The organism is Streptomyces sp. NPDC055632 (assembly GCF_053618675.1).
In genome coordinates this window covers 1-12,718 of record NZ_JBSHHY010000012.1, presented here as the reverse complement: position 1 = coordinate 12,718, position 12,718 = coordinate 1, and the positions used below count along the sequence as shown (strand labels likewise).

The following is a 12,718-nucleotide window of genomic DNA, read 5'->3' as shown; positions in this document are numbered from 1 at the left end:
TCCCGGTCGTGCGAGCGTCCGATTCTAGCCGCCGACGGGTGTGGGATCTGGAAACGTCATGCATGTTTCTGCTTGAATGGCTTCGACTTCAAGCATGTTCGTTCAATATCTCGCAGTCTTTCTTGCAAGGAGATCGGCATGAGCACCACCCGCACCGCCGTGGAGATCGCCTCCCAGCCGGCGACCTGGCGCCAGGCCGCCCGCACCCTGCCCCGGCACGTCACCGCCCTGCCCCGGCGGGGCGAGCGGGTCGCGGTCGTCGGCTGCGGCACCTCCTGGTTCATGGCCCTGGCCTACGCCGAGCTGCGCGAGTCCGGCGGCCACGGCGAGACCGACGCCTTCGCGGCCTCCGAGTTCCCCCACGGGCGCCGTTACGACCGGGTCGTCGCCCTCACCCGCTCCGGCACCACCAGCGAGGTCCTCGCCGTCCTCTCCCGGCTGCGCGGCACCGTGCCCACGGGCGCGGTCACGGCCGACCCCGCCACCCCGGTGATGGGCCTCGCCGACGAGGTCGCCGTCCTCGACTTCGCGGACGAGGAGTCGGTCGTTCAGACCCGCTTCGCCACCACGGCGCTCGCCCTCTTCCGCGCCCACCTGGAGGCCGAGGACGCCCTCCCCGAGGGCGTGTCCACCGTCGAGGACGCCGCGCGGGACGCCGAGCAGGCCCTCGCCTCCCCGCTGGGCGAAGACGTCCTCACGGCCGAGCAGTTCACCTTCCTCGGCAGCGGCTGGACCTACGGACTCGCCCTGGAGGCCGGCCTCAAGATGCGCGAGGCGGCGGGCGCGTGGACGGAGGCGTACCCCGCGATGGAGTACCGCCACGGCCCGATCAGCATCACCGGCCCCGGCCGGGTCGCCTGGGGCTTCGGCGCCCTCCCCGCCGGACTCGCGGACGACGTGCGGAAGGTCGGCGGCATCCTCTCCGAGAGCGGCCTCGACCCGCTCGCGGACCTGGTCCGCGCCCAGCGCCTCGCCGTCGCCGTCGCGGAGGCCCGGGGCCTGAACCCCGACACCCCGCGCAACCTGACGCGCTCCGTGGTCCTCTCCGACGTCCATGCCTGACGGTCCGACAGCCACGCCCGGCGACATGGCGGCCGCGTCCGACGGCCCGGCCGCCATGTCCGCCGACCGGGCCGTCGTGTCCGGCGCCCCGACGGCCGCGCCCGACCGCCGCCCCGCCGACCGCACCCCAGAAGAAGCCGACCGCATCCCGGGAGAAGACGCGCCATGCCGCTGACGCCGACCGACGAGATCGCCCGCCGCGCCCGCGCGGCCGGCACCGGAGTGGGGGCCTTCAACGTCCTCCAGCTCGAACACGCCCAGGCCATCGTGGCCGGCGCCGAGGACGCCGACCGGCCGGTCGTCCTCCAGATCAGCGAGAACACCGTCCGCTACCACGGCGCCCTGGAGCCGGTCGCCCTCGCCTCCCTGGCGGTCGCCCGCGCCGCCAAGGTCCCCGTCGCCGTCCACCTCGACCACGCCGAGAACCCCGACCTCGTCCGCGAGGCCGTCGGACTCGGCCTGGGCTCCGTCATGTTCGACGCCTCGAAGCTCCCCTACGCCGAGAACGTCGCCGCGACCCGCGAGATCGTGGAGGAGTGCCACCGCCACGGCGTCTGGGTCGAGGCCGAGCTCGGCGAGGTCGGCGGCAAGGGCGGCGCCCACACCCCCGGCGTGCGCACGGACCCGGAGGAGGCCCGGGCCTTCGTCGCCGCCACCGGAGTCGACGCCCTCGCCGTCGCCGTCGGCAGCTCCCACCAGATGCTGACCCGCGACGCGGTGCTCGACTTCGACCTGATCGCCCGTCTGCGCGCCGCGGTCGACGTCCCGCTGGTCCTGCACGGCTCCTCCGGCGTCTCGAACGCGGACCTCACCACCGCCGTCACGGCCGGCATGACCAAGGTGAACGTCTCCACCCACCTGAACAAGGCCTTCACCCGGGCGGTCCGGGACCACCTCGCCGACCACCCCGACGCGGTCGACCCCCGTCAGTACCTGACCCCGGCCCGCGCGGCCGTGGCCCGGGAGGTCGCCCTCCTCCTGACGGTCCTCGCCCCGGCCTGACCGGGTCGGACGCGTCCGCTCACACCTCCCGGAGCGCGGTCAGGAGACCGCGCACGGCGGGCAGCGCCAGCGAGGACTCGCGCACCGCCGCGTGGATCGCGCGCACCGGCTCCGGGCCCCGGACCCTGCGGACGACCACGCCCGGGTGACGGCTGCCCAGACCCATCAGCGGAATCAGGCTGACGCCCAGGCCGGCCGCGACGAAACCCTGGGCGGTGGCGTACTCCTCGCACTCCACCGCGACGTCCGGACTGAAACCGGCCGCCGCGCAGGCGTCCAGGACCGCGTCGAGACAGGGGCCCGGCCGCTCGCTGCCGACCCACGGCTCGGCGGCGAGCGCCGCCAGGTCGACGGCGGCGCGGCGGCCGGCCAGCGGATGCCCCTTCGGCAGCACGGCCCGGTACGGGTCGTCGACCAGGTGGACGAGCCGGAGGCCCTCGCCGTACGCGTCCGGGCCGCCCCGGGGCCGTACGACGAGGGTGAGGTCCGCCTCCGCGTCGGGCGCGCCCTCCGCGATCCTCAGATCGACGCGGACACCGGGGTGTTCGGTACGGAAGCGGGCCAGGGCGGGGGCGACGAGGTCGGCGCCCGCCGTGGCGAAGTAGCGGACGGAGATCCGCCCCGTACGACCCGCCCGCAGGTCCGCGAGGGCGGTCTCGGCCTCCGCCACCCGGCTGCCGATGGCGGCGGCGTGCTCGGTGAGCAACAGTCCGGCGGCGGTCGGCCGCACGCCCCGGCCGAAGCGTTCGAGCAGCGCGATGCCCGCCTCCTTCTCCAGGACGGCGATCTGCTGACTCACGGCGGAAGGGGTGTACCCCAGGTTCGCGGCGGCGCCCGTGACGGAGCCGCTGGCGACGACGGCCCGGAGCACCTGCATGCGCTTCACGTCCAGCATGTAGGAGAGCTTAACGCCGGATGCACAACTCTTCGCTTGTCCTGCACGCAGGGTGCGGGGGAGCGTGGAGGCATGACGTCGGCGATACGCATGGGCGTCCTCGCCCTGCTCTGGGGCTCGGGCTTCCTCTGGATCAAGATCTCCCTCAACGAGGGCCTCACACCGGGGTGGATCACCTTCGTGCGGTGCCTCCTCGGCGCGGCGGTGCTCCTGGCGCTCGCGCACGGGGCCGGGCAGCGGCTGCCGCGGGACCGGGGCACCTGGGGGCGGCTGGTCGTCGCCGCCTTCTTCTGCAACGCGCTGCCGTTCCTGCTCTTCTCGGTCGGCGAGCAGACCGTCGACAGCGGGGTGGCGGGCGTCCTGAACGCCACCACCCCGCTCTGGTCCCTCCTCATCGGCCTGGGCCTGGGCACGGAGCGCCCGTTCCGCGCCCTCCGGCTCGGCGGCCTCGTCCTCGGGTTCGCCGGCGTCCTGCTGATCTTCGCTCCCTGGAGCGCGGGCTCCGGCCTCCTGAGCGGAGGCGCGCTCGCCCTGCTCGGCGCCTCCGCGAGCTACGCGGTGGCCTTCGCGTACATGGCCCGCCGGCTGACCGGCCGGGGCACCGCTCCGCTGGCCCTCTCCGCCGCGCAGCTCCTGACGGCGACCGCCCTGAGCGCACCCGTCCCGGCGGCCGGCGGCCCGGCGGCGGTCACCTGGACCGGGGTGTGCGCGGTCGTCGTCCTCGGCGTCCTCGCGACCGGGGTCACCTTCCACCTGAACTACCGCATGATCGCCGAGGAGGGCCCCACCAGCGCCGCGACGGTCGGCTACCTGCTGCCGGTGGTGTCCGTGGCCCTGGGCGCCCTCGTCCTCGACGAGCCGCTGACCGCACGGGTGGTGACGGGCATGGCGGTCGTCCTGCTGGGGGTGGGGCTGACCCGGGTGACCGGGCGGCCGGGCCCCGGGGCGGAGACCGGCGGCGCACGGCCGGCGGTGAGGTCCGCCGGTCCGGCGGACGGATAACCGGTTGCCCGCCGGGGCGGCGGCGGATCCAATGTCCGGCGTGACCGTCCGGATGTGCCCGCCGGGGCGGGACGCGGGGGACGCGCACCGCCGGTCCCGGCCGGCGCGGGACCCGGACGGACCGCGACCGCATCGTCCAGGGGAGGCGCCACCCGATGAACACGTCAGCGAGCACGTCAGCGAGCACGCCGCCACCACCGCTACCGCCGTCGTCGAGCACGCCGTCGCCGTTGCCGAGTGCGCCGTCGTCGAGCACCTCACCGTCGCCGTCCGGAGCGGAGCACCCGGCGGACGGGCCGACCGTCCGCCTGGGCGCCCTCGTCCCGCTGACGCCGCCCGGCTGGGTCGAGGCGGGCCGGCACCTGCTCGCCGGACTCGACCTGGCCGTCCGCGAGGTCAACGACACCGGCGGCATCGACGGCAGGCCGCTGGAACTCCTGGTCCGGGACACCGCGGCCGACCCGGAGCGGGCCGCGGCGGCCGTGGACGAACTGGCCGGCCTGGGCGTGGCCGCCGTGGCGGGCGAGTACCACAGCGTCGTCGCCCGTGCCGCCGCCGCCCGCGCCGACGCCCTCGGCGTGCCGTTCCTCTGCTCCTCCGCCGTGCTCGACGCGCTCACCGAGGAGCCGACGGAGTGGGTCGCGCGCCTGGCACCGGCCCAGTCCCACGGCTGGCGGCTCTACGGGGACTTCCTCCTCGCCGAGGGCCGGCACCGGATCGCCGTGGCGACCCAGCCGAGCGTCTACTGGGCGTCCGGGACCCGCGTCCTGCGGGAGCACCTCGCCCCCCGGGGCGGCACCGTCGTCGCACTCGACGCGAACGCGCTCACCCCCGGGGCCCTGTGCGACGCGCTCGTCGAGCACGGCGCGACGGCGCTCCTGCTCCTCGTCGGCCACCCGGAGCCGGCGGTGCCGATCGTCAGGGCCGTCCGGGGCGACCGGCGGCTCGCGGAACTCCTGATCGGCGCCCCGGCCGGACAGCCGGAGTTCGCGGGATGGGCCGCGGCGCTGGGCGGGGACGGCGCCGGGATCCCGTTCCTGCGCTACCTGCCCGAGTCCCCGGGCCCGCTCGGCGAACGGGTCGGGAAGGAACTCCGCGAACGGCTGGGCGAGGCACCCTCCTTCGTCGCCTTCGAGGGCTGGGACACCGTCACCTTCCTCGCCGCGGTGCTGCGTTCCCACGGCACGGACCGGGCGTCCGTCGCCGCGTCGTGGCCGCGCGTGGAGGCCGAGGGCACCCGCGGGCCGATCCGGTTCTCCCGCACGCCGGACATCGGCGTCCTGCAGTGGACCTGGGCGCCGGTCCAGGTCGCCGACCGGGATCCGGCGGAACCCGGCCGCTTCCGGGTGCTCCGCACCGGCTGAGGGACGGCACGGGAAGGGCCCGGACCGCCCCCGGCCCGGGCCCTTCCTCCGTCGGTCGGTCAGCCGACCCGCTCCACCACGAACAAGGGAATCTCGCGGTCCGTCTTGCGCTGGTAGTCGGCGTAGTCCGGGAAGGCGGCGACGGCCCGGTCCCACCACGCCCGGCGCTCCTCGCCGGTGACGACGCGCGCCTCCATGTCCCACACCTCGGTGCCGTCGCGCAGCTCGACCAGCGGCGAGGCGACGAGGTTGTGGTACCAGACGGGGTGCTTCACGGCGCCGCCGTTCGACGCCACGAGCGCGTACGCCCCGTCGTGCTCGACCCGCATCAGCGGGGTCTTGCGGAGCTTGCCGCTCTTCGCGCCGCGGTTGGTCACCAGGACCACGGGCAGGCCGCGCATGGTCGTGCCCTTCGTGCCCCCGGAGGACTCGTAGAGCTCGACCTGGTTCCGCACCCACGCCTCCGGGCTGGGCTCGTACTCACCTTCGAGGGGCATGGGCGTCCTTTCGGGTCGTGTCCGGCGTCGCCGGCTCGGCGTCGGACACGACGCTATCCGACCGCTCCCGCGCGCGGCAGCAGGCCGCTCCGGCGGGTGTTGTCGGTACCGGCTCGTAGGGTGGCGCCCGACGGCACGACGGCGGTACGGCGCAGGGGAGCGGTGGCATGCGGGAGTTGTTCCTGACGGAGGAGCGGGCGTACGTCCGGTGGATCGACCTGCCGGGGGAAGGGCCCGTACGGGTCTTCGTCCACGGCCTCGGATGCACGGCCGCCTCGGACTTCGCCCACATCGCCACCCACCCCGCCCTCCGCGGCGGCCGGGCGCTCCTGGTGGACCTCCTCGGGCACGGACTGAGCGACCGGCCCGCGGACTTCGACTACCGCATGGAGTCCCAGGCGGCGGTGGTGGCCGCCGTCCTCGACCACCTCGGTGTGGCGGGGGTGGACCTCGTCGGGCACTCGATGGGCGGCGCCGTGGCCGTCCACCTGGCGGCGGCCCGGCCCGACCTGGTCGCCCGGCTCGTGGTGGCGGAGCCCAACCTGTACGCGGGCGGAGGCGCGTTCAGTTCGCCGGTGGCCGCCCAGAGCGAGGAGGCGTTCGTGGCGAGGGGGTTCTCCCGCATGCTCGCCCTCGCCGGACGTGCCGACTACGCCGCCCGGCTGCGCCTCGCCGACCCGCTGGCCGTCCACCGCAGCGCGGTGGCGCTCGTCGAGGGGAGCACGCCCGCCACGGGGGACCTGCTGGCCGGGATCACGGCGCCCCGCACGTTCCTCGTCGGGGAGGCGAGCCTGCCGGACGCCGCCGCGGAGAAGGCCGCCGCGTTCGGCGTCCCGGTGACCGAGGTCCCCGGCGCGGGGCACAACCTGATGCTGGACAACCCGGACGGCTTCGCCGAGGCGCTCGCCCGCTCCCTCGCGGAGGCTCCGGCGGACTTCGCGGATCAGACGGGCCGGACGGACCGGACGGGCCGTGCAGACCGGGCTGGTCCGGTTTCCGGCCACCCGCGTGCCTGATCAGGCCACCCGGAGGGGCTTCGGAGGGGGTTCGATTGCAGGCGTATGGCGGATGCATGACAAGGCGTCAACTTCCTTGAGCTACGCCCGTAGAGCCGCCAGGCTGCTGATCACGCCGAGGCCGGACACACCGGTCCCGACCGTGTACGTGGCCCCACGTGCACCCCCCCCACAGTCGTGCCGTCCCACCCCCCGGGCACGACGTAGACGAGGAGGACTCCCTCGCAATGGCACTCCCGAAGAGCACCAAGACCCGCTTCGCCGTGACGGCCTCCGCCGCGACCGTGGCCGCCCTGCTCGGCACCTTCGCCGCCGTCCCCGCCCAGGCGGCCCCGGCCGAGGGCACGGTCCTCGCGGCGGGTTCGGCCGACGCCGTCCCCGGCAGTTACATCGTCACCCTGAAGCAGGGCGCGGGCTTCAAGGCCGGCTCGGACAAGGGCCGGAAGCTGATATCCGCCTACGGCGGCACCGTCCGCAAGACGTTCGGCTCCGCCCTCAACGGCTACACGGCCACCCTCGACGCGACGGCGGCCCGCCGCCTCGCCGCCGACCCGTCCGTCGCCTCCGTCGAGCAGAACCAGGTGGTCCGCTCCGACGCGACGCAGACCAGCGCCCCCTGGGGCCTGGACCGCATCGACCAGGCGAACCTGCCGCTCTCCGGCACGTACACCTACCCCGACAGCGCGGGCGGCGGCGTCACGGCCTACGTCATCGACACCGGGGTCCGCATCAGCCACTCCCAGCTGACCGGGCGCGCCGTGAACGGCTACGACGCGGTCGAGGGCGACACGGTCGCCCAGGACGGCAACGGACACGGCACCCACGTCGCCACGACCGTCGCCGGCACCACCTACGGCGTGGCCAAGAAGGCGAAGGTCGTCGCCGTCCGCGTCCTCGACAACAACGGCTCCGGCACCACCGCCGGCGTCATCGCGGGCATCGACTGGGTCACCTCCCACCACACCGCCGGCACCCCGGCCGTGGCCAACCTCTCCCTCGGCGGCGGCGCCTCCACCACCCTCGACAACGCGGTGAAGAGGTCCATCGCCGACGGCATCACCTACGCCGTCGCGGCCGGCAACTCCGGCGTCAACGCCTCCTCCTCGTCGCCCGCCCGGGTCGCCGAGGCCCTCACGGTCGGCGCCACGAGCAACACCGACGCGAAGGCGAGCTGGTCCAACTACGGCTCGGTGCTCGACCTCTTCGCCCCCGGTGTGTCCATCACCGCGGGCTGGCACACGGGCGACAGCGCCACCAACACCATCTCGGGCACCTCGATGGCCGCCCCGCACGTGGCGGGCGCCGCGGCGGTCTACCTCGCCGGGCACCCCTCCGCCACCCCGGCCCAGGTCGCCACGGCCCTCGTCAACGGCTCCACGCCCGGCAAGGTCACCGGCCCGGGCAGCGGCTCCCCGAACCGCCTCCTGCGGATCGTCCCGTAACACGGACCGCGAGACGGCCCGCGGTACCACGAGATCGGGAAACGCCCCGGAGGCAGCCGGCGCCTCCGGGGCGTCACCGTGCCCGGGAACCCCACTCGGCGGACCCCCGTCGCCCGGTGGCGCGGGCGGTCCGCCGCGTGCGTCAGGATGGGACCATGACCGAGATCCGCACCCCCCGCCTCGTCCTCCGCCGCTGGAGCGACGACGACCTCGTCCCGCTGTCCGAGATCAACGCCGACCCCGAGGTCATGCACCGGATCGGCGACGGCTCGCTCCGCGGCCTGGAGGAGACCGCCGAGGACATCGAGCGGTACGAGGAGGAGTGGGACGAGGAGGGCTTCGGCCTCTTCGCCGTGGAACTCATCGCCTCCGGCGAGCTGATCGGCCTCGCGGGGCTCTCCGTGCCGGACGAGACGGTGCCGGACATCGAGATCCGCTGGCGTCTCGGCCGGCAGTTCTGGGGCCAGGGCTACGCCTCCGAGGCCGCCCACGCGGTCCTGGAGTGGGCGCTCCAGGACCGGGGGCTCGACCGGGTCGTCGCCGTCACGCACCTCGGCGACCGCGCGTCCGAGAACGTCGCCGCCAAGCTCGGCATGGAGCCCGAGCGCGACCTGGACCACCCGGTCCTCGGCGTGCCCCTGCGCGTCCACGCCATCGACCTCACCGAGTACCAGGCGTGAACCCGAGGGGGCGTCCGCCCGGTGGAGACCGCGGACGCCCCCTCGGGGAGCCGGTCAGTGCCGCTCGGGCAGGTCCCGCTCCGCCGGCAGCGACGAGAAGTCACGGGCCGAGGGCGAGGCGGCGCGCGACGACGGCGCCACGGCCGGCTTCTTGCCGCAGAACGCCGCCTCCAGCGTTCCGCCGAGCGCCGTGTTGACCACGCCGCGGTTCGAGGAGTTGGCCATGGCCGAGAGGCTGCGCCGGCCGTCGCGCGTCGAGAAGGCGTACGTGTAGAAGCCCTGCACGGTGCCGGTGTGGCCGTACACCCGGGTGCCGCACGACAGGTCGTAGCGGCGCAGGCCGAGCCCGTAGAACCGGGCGCCGGTGGTGTCCGTCGGCGTCACCTTCGTCATCGCCTCCATCATGGCCGGGGACAACAGACGGCCGCTCATGAGGGCCTCGGTGAAGGTGTTCAGATCGGCGGGGCTGGAGATGACGGCCCCGGCCGACTGCGCCCAGGACGCGGTCTGCTCCGTGGAGTCCACCAGCGGGTCGCCGGCCGCGTCGGGGTACAGGTACCCGCGCACGTGCCGGCCCGCGATGCGGGTGTCGGGGTGGACGTACGAGGTGTCCCGCAGCCCCAGCGGCTGGAAGATGCGGCGCTGGTACGCGTCCGCCACCGGCTTGCCCGTGAGCTTCTCGACGAGCATCCCGACCACCACGAAGTTGGTGTTCGAGTACTTGTACGACACCCCGGGCTCGGTGGTCCGGGGCAGCGCCAGGGAGAGCTTCACGAGCTCGCGGTAGCCGAACACCCTGTTCCGCACGGACTCGAAGCCCGGCACCGTGGCGGCGAACATCGGGTCGGTGTAGTCGGCGAGACCGCTGCGGTGGGTGAGCAGGTGACGGACCGTGATGCGGTCGTCGGGGAGCAGGCCGGGCAGGTACGCGTTGACCGGCGCGTCGAGCCTCAGCCGCTTCTCCTGCACCAACTGGAGGAGGACGACCGCGGAGAACGTCTTGCTGACGCTGCCGATCCGGAACCGCGACCGGACGTCCATGGGCGTGCCCTTCACCCGGTCCTGGACGCCGACCGCGCGGCTCTGGACGCCGCCGGGTCCGGAGAAGCGGGCCATCGCCCCCGGCGCGCCGTTGGCCACGGCGGCGTCCAGCGCGGCGACCACGCCCTTCATGTCGGGAGCGGGAACGGTCTTCGCCGCCGGGGCGGCGGGGGCCTGCGGGACGACCGGGGTTCGCGGGGCGGCGGACGCGCTGGTGGCGGGGGCCACGCCCGCGGCGAGTGCGGCGATCAGAGTGGCGCTCACGACCAGGCGTCGGTGCGGCGTCAGGGGCACGGTGGTTTCCTCGACTTCGTCGGAATCGTCCGGAACGGCACACGGCAGCGGTGTGCCGCGGGACCCGGAGGAGCGCCATCACGGTGCGGCCCCGGGCCCATTGATCATGAGTGCCAACGCCCGGGAAGGGTTCCTGACACGGATCACGGAATACTAAGGGGCCGGCTCCGGTTCCGGTCCCCGGGTCCTGACGCCCGCGCCCGCGTCCGTGCCCGGGTGCCCGCGGGCCGCCCTCCGGCATGCCCCGCGTACCCTCGTGACGTGCCCGTTTCCCGTCTGCATCGCGTCGCCGTCCTCGTCCTCGAAGGGGCGAAACCCCTCGACGTCGGCATCCCCGCGCAGGTGTTCACCACGCGCGCGAGCATGCCGTACGAGGTACGGGTGTGCGGCGCCGAACCCGGCGTCGTCGCCGGGGGCGACGGCCTGGCGTACCAGGTCGCCCACGGCCTGGACGCGCTCGCGTGGGCCGACATCGTCTTCGTCCCCGGCTACCGCTTCCCCGACCGCGAGGACCCGCCGCGGGCCGTCGTCGACGCGCTGATCGCCGCCCACGCGCGGGGCGCCCGGCTCGCCGCGATCTCCACGGGTGCCTTCGCGCTCGCCGCCACGGGACTCCTCGACGGCAGGCGCGCCACCACGCACTGGCACTACGCGCGGGCGCTCGCCGCGAAACGCCCCCTGATCCGCGTCGACGAGAACGTCCTCTTCGTCGACGAGGGCAGCGTCCTGACGTCCGCCGGCGCCGCCTCGGGCATCGACCTGTGCCTGCACATCCTGCGCGGGGACCTCGGGGTGGCCGCGTCGAACCACGCGGCCCGGCGCCTGGTCGCCGCCCCGTACCGCAGCGGCGGCCAGGCGCAGTACGTGCCGCGCAGCGTGCCCGAACCGCTCGGCGAGCGGTTCGCCGCCACCCGCGAATGGGCGCTGCACCGGCTCGGCGAACCCCTCACCCTCGACGTCCTGGCCCGGCACGCGGCGGTGTCGGCGCGCACCTTCTCGCGCCGGTTCGTCGAGGACACCGGCTACACCCCCATGCAGTGGGTCATGCGGGCCCGCGTCGACCGGGCCCGCGAGCTGCTCGAACGCTCCGAGCGGGGCGTCGAGCAGATCGCCGCCGACGTGGGCCTCGGCACCGGGGCCAATCTGCGGCTGCACTTCCAGCGGATCCTGGGCACCACGCCGAGCGAGTACCGGCGCACGTTCGCCCAGGGCGAGTAGGGGAGACGGGGCCCGGTTCCGGGGCCGGCCGCGCTCTGGCGCGATACTTGCGGACCGTGGCGATCACGCCGCTGTCACGGGCGGGCGCCGCGCACGAGCATGGGTGGCGAACCGAAGGGACATCATCGCCATGACTCGTATCGCCATCAACGGATTCGGCCGCATCGGACGCAACGTGCTGCGCGCGCTGCTCGAGCGCGACAGCAGCCTCGAGATCGTCGCCGTCAACGACCTCACCGAGCCCACCGCGCTCGCGCGTCTCCTCGCCTTCGACTCGACCTCCGGTCGCCTCGGTCGCCCCGTGAGCGTGGACGGCGACACCCTGGTCGTCGACGGGCACCGCATCAAGGTGCTCGCCGAGCGCGAGCCGGCGCAGCTTCCCTGGGCCGAGCTCGGCGTCGACATCGTCCTGGAGGCGACCGGCCGCTTCACCTCGGCCAAGGCGGCCCGTGCCCACATCGACGCGGGTGCCAAGAAGGTGCTCGTCAGCGCGCCCGCCGACGGCGCCGACGTCACCCTCGCGTACGGCGTCAACACCGACGCTTACGACGCGGAGCTGCACACGATCGTCTCGAACGCCTCGTGCACGACGAACGCGCTCGCTCCCCTGGCCAAGGTCCTCGACGACCTCGCCGGCATCGAGCACGGCTTCATGACGACGGTCCACGCCTACACGCAGGAGCAGAACCTGCAGGACGGCCCGCACCGCGACCCGCGTCGCGCCCGCGCCGCCGGCGTCAACATCGTCCCGACCTCGACGGGTGCCGCCAAGGCCATCGGCCACGTGCTGCCGAACCTGGACGGCAAGCTGTCCGGCGACTCGATCCGCGTGCCGGTCCCGGTCGGCTCGATCGTCGAGCTGAACACGACCGTCTCCCGCGACGTGACCCGCGAGGACGTCCTCGCGGCGTACCGCACCGCCGCCGAGGGCCCGCTCAAGGGCGTCCTGGAGTACTCGGAGGACGCGCTCGTCTCCTCCGACATCACCGGCAACCCGGCCTCCTCGATCTTCGACTCGGAGCTCACCCGCGTCGAGGGCCGCCACGTCAAGGTCGTCGCCTGGTACGACAACGAGTGGGGCTTCTCGAACCGCGTGATCGACACGCTCGAACTCCTCGCCGGCTGACGAGGACGCCGACGGTCCCCGGAGCCGCCGTCCCCGGCAGGCGGACCACCGCGCGCCGGCCCCCGCACCCGCGGGGGCC

13 protein-coding genes are annotated in these 12,718 nt (G+C 74.5%); 10 read left to right on the top strand and 3 right to left on the bottom strand.

Annotated elements, in window-relative coordinates:
* Nucleotides 1–138 precede the first annotated feature (138 nt).
* The 3 genes from ACWGSR_RS17430 to ACWGSR_RS17420 are packed head-to-tail and all read left to right on the top strand — an operon-like array spanning nucleotide 139 to nucleotide 2,064.
* On the top strand, nucleotides 139–1,062 hold the full coding sequence (locus ACWGSR_RS17430) for an SIS domain-containing protein (protein ID WP_453567270.1): 924 nt from the start codon (nucleotides 139–141) through the stop codon (nucleotides 1,060–1,062).
* Between the two features lie 25 nt (nucleotides 1,063–1,087).
* Nucleotides 1,088–1,237: a hypothetical protein gene (locus ACWGSR_RS17425; RefSeq protein ID WP_376236340.1), complete on the top strand. Its 150-nt coding sequence runs from the start codon at nucleotides 1,088–1,090 to the stop codon at nucleotides 1,235–1,237.
* Entirely contained in the window at nucleotides 1,228–2,064 is an 837-nt protein-coding gene (locus ACWGSR_RS17420) for a class II fructose-bisphosphate aldolase (protein WP_453567267.1), read from the top strand. Before ACWGSR_RS17425 ends, ACWGSR_RS17420 begins: the two co-directional genes overlap by 10 nt.
* 19 nt (nucleotides 2,065–2,083) lie before the next feature.
* Here the strand turns inward: ACWGSR_RS17420 and ACWGSR_RS17415 are convergent, their stop codons facing one another.
* Nucleotides 2,084–2,959 (bottom strand): LysR family transcriptional regulator, encoded by an 876-nt coding sequence (locus ACWGSR_RS17415; RefSeq protein ID WP_376236335.1) that lies wholly within the window; start codon nucleotides 2,957–2,959, stop codon nucleotides 2,084–2,086.
* Between the two features lie 72 nt (nucleotides 2,960–3,031).
* On the opposite strand from ACWGSR_RS17415, the gene ACWGSR_RS17410 reads away from it, so the two are divergent.
* Entirely contained in the window at nucleotides 3,032–3,961 is a 930-nt protein-coding gene (locus ACWGSR_RS17410; protein ID WP_453567265.1) for a DMT family transporter, read from the top strand.
* 308 nt (nucleotides 3,962–4,269) lie between these two features.
* A complete protein-coding gene (locus tag ACWGSR_RS17405) occupies nucleotides 4,270–5,325 on the top strand; it encodes an ABC transporter substrate-binding protein (RefSeq protein WP_453567465.1) in 1,056 nt (351 codons plus the stop codon).
* Nucleotides 5,326–5,384: 59 nt separating this feature from the next.
* Here ACWGSR_RS17405 and ACWGSR_RS17400 read toward each other — a convergent pair whose 3' ends face one another.
* Nucleotides 5,385–5,822: a nitroreductase family deazaflavin-dependent oxidoreductase gene (locus tag ACWGSR_RS17400; protein WP_376236331.1), complete on the bottom strand. Its 438-nt coding sequence runs from the start codon at nucleotides 5,820–5,822 to the stop codon at nucleotides 5,385–5,387.
* A gap of 167 nt (nucleotides 5,823–5,989) precedes the next feature.
* On the opposite strand from ACWGSR_RS17400, the gene ACWGSR_RS17395 reads away from it, so the two are divergent.
* The 3 genes from ACWGSR_RS17395 to ACWGSR_RS17385 all read left to right on the top strand — a co-directional run bounded on the left by ACWGSR_RS17395 (nucleotide 5,990) and on the right by ACWGSR_RS17385 (nucleotide 8,960).
* Nucleotides 5,990–6,838 carry an alpha/beta fold hydrolase gene (locus ACWGSR_RS17395; RefSeq protein WP_453567263.1) on the top strand — a complete coding sequence of 283 codons (849 nt, stop codon included), beginning with the start codon at nucleotides 5,990–5,992 and terminating at the stop codon, nucleotides 6,836–6,838.
* 227 nt (nucleotides 6,839–7,065) lie between these two features.
* Nucleotides 7,066–8,280 carry a S8 family peptidase gene (locus ACWGSR_RS17390; RefSeq protein WP_376236326.1) on the top strand — a complete coding sequence of 405 codons (1,215 nt, stop codon included), beginning with the start codon at nucleotides 7,066–7,068 and terminating at the stop codon, nucleotides 8,278–8,280.
* A gap of 155 nt (nucleotides 8,281–8,435) precedes the next feature.
* Nucleotides 8,436–8,960 carry a GNAT family N-acetyltransferase gene (locus ACWGSR_RS17385; protein WP_376236323.1) on the top strand — a complete coding sequence of 175 codons (525 nt, stop codon included), beginning with the start codon at nucleotides 8,436–8,438 and terminating at the stop codon, nucleotides 8,958–8,960.
* Nucleotides 8,961–9,014: 54 nt separating this feature from the next.
* On the opposite strand, the gene ACWGSR_RS17380 is transcribed toward ACWGSR_RS17385, so the two are convergent.
* Nucleotides 9,015–10,295: a serine hydrolase domain-containing protein gene (locus ACWGSR_RS17380; protein ID WP_453567260.1), complete on the bottom strand. Its 1,281-nt coding sequence runs from the start codon at nucleotides 10,293–10,295 to the stop codon at nucleotides 9,015–9,017.
* A 261-nt stretch (nucleotides 10,296–10,556) separates the two neighbouring features.
* Between ACWGSR_RS17380 and ACWGSR_RS17375 the strand changes: the two genes are divergently transcribed.
* Both ACWGSR_RS17375 and gap read left to right on the top strand, forming a co-directional pair.
* Nucleotides 10,557–11,513 (top strand): GlxA family transcriptional regulator, encoded by a 957-nt coding sequence (locus ACWGSR_RS17375; protein ID WP_366378811.1) that lies wholly within the window; start codon nucleotides 10,557–10,559, stop codon nucleotides 11,511–11,513.
* A gap of 130 nt (nucleotides 11,514–11,643) precedes the next feature.
* Nucleotides 11,644–12,639, top strand: a complete 996-nt coding sequence (gene gap, locus ACWGSR_RS17370) for a type I glyceraldehyde-3-phosphate dehydrogenase (RefSeq protein WP_053641044.1) — start codon at nucleotides 11,644–11,646, stop codon at nucleotides 12,637–12,639.
* Nucleotides 12,640–12,718: the final 79 nt, after the last annotated feature.

Excerpts from the sequence above, each read along its gene's own strand:
- ACWGSR_RS17400 (WP_376236331.1), bottom strand. The coding sequence starts at position 5,822 with ATGCCCCTCGAAGGTGAGTACGAGCCCAGCCCGGAGGCGTGGGTGCGG.
- ACWGSR_RS17425 (WP_376236340.1), top strand. The coding sequence starts at position 1,088 with ATGGCGGCCGCGTCCGACGGCCCGGCCGCCATGTCCGCCGACCGGGCC.
- ACWGSR_RS17395 (WP_453567263.1), top strand. The coding sequence starts at position 5,990 with ATGCGGGAGTTGTTCCTGACGGAGGAGCGGGCGTACGTCCGGTGGATC.
- ACWGSR_RS17410 (WP_453567265.1), top strand. The coding sequence starts at position 3,032 with ATGACGTCGGCGATACGCATGGGCGTCCTCGCCCTGCTCTGGGGCTCG.
- ACWGSR_RS17415 (WP_376236335.1), bottom strand. The coding sequence starts at position 2,959 with ATGCTGGACGTGAAGCGCATGCAGGTGCTCCGGGCCGTCGTCGCCAGC.
- ACWGSR_RS17430 (WP_453567270.1), top strand. The coding sequence starts at position 139 with ATGAGCACCACCCGCACCGCCGTGGAGATCGCCTCCCAGCCGGCGACC.
- ACWGSR_RS17385 (WP_376236323.1), top strand. The coding sequence starts at position 8,436 with ATGACCGAGATCCGCACCCCCCGCCTCGTCCTCCGCCGCTGGAGCGAC.
- ACWGSR_RS17420 (WP_453567267.1), top strand. The coding sequence starts at position 1,228 with ATGCCGCTGACGCCGACCGACGAGATCGCCCGCCGCGCCCGCGCGGCC.
- gap (WP_053641044.1), top strand. The coding sequence starts at position 11,644 with ATGACTCGTATCGCCATCAACGGATTCGGCCGCATCGGACGCAACGTG.
- ACWGSR_RS17390 (WP_376236326.1), top strand. The coding sequence starts at position 7,066 with ATGGCACTCCCGAAGAGCACCAAGACCCGCTTCGCCGTGACGGCCTCC.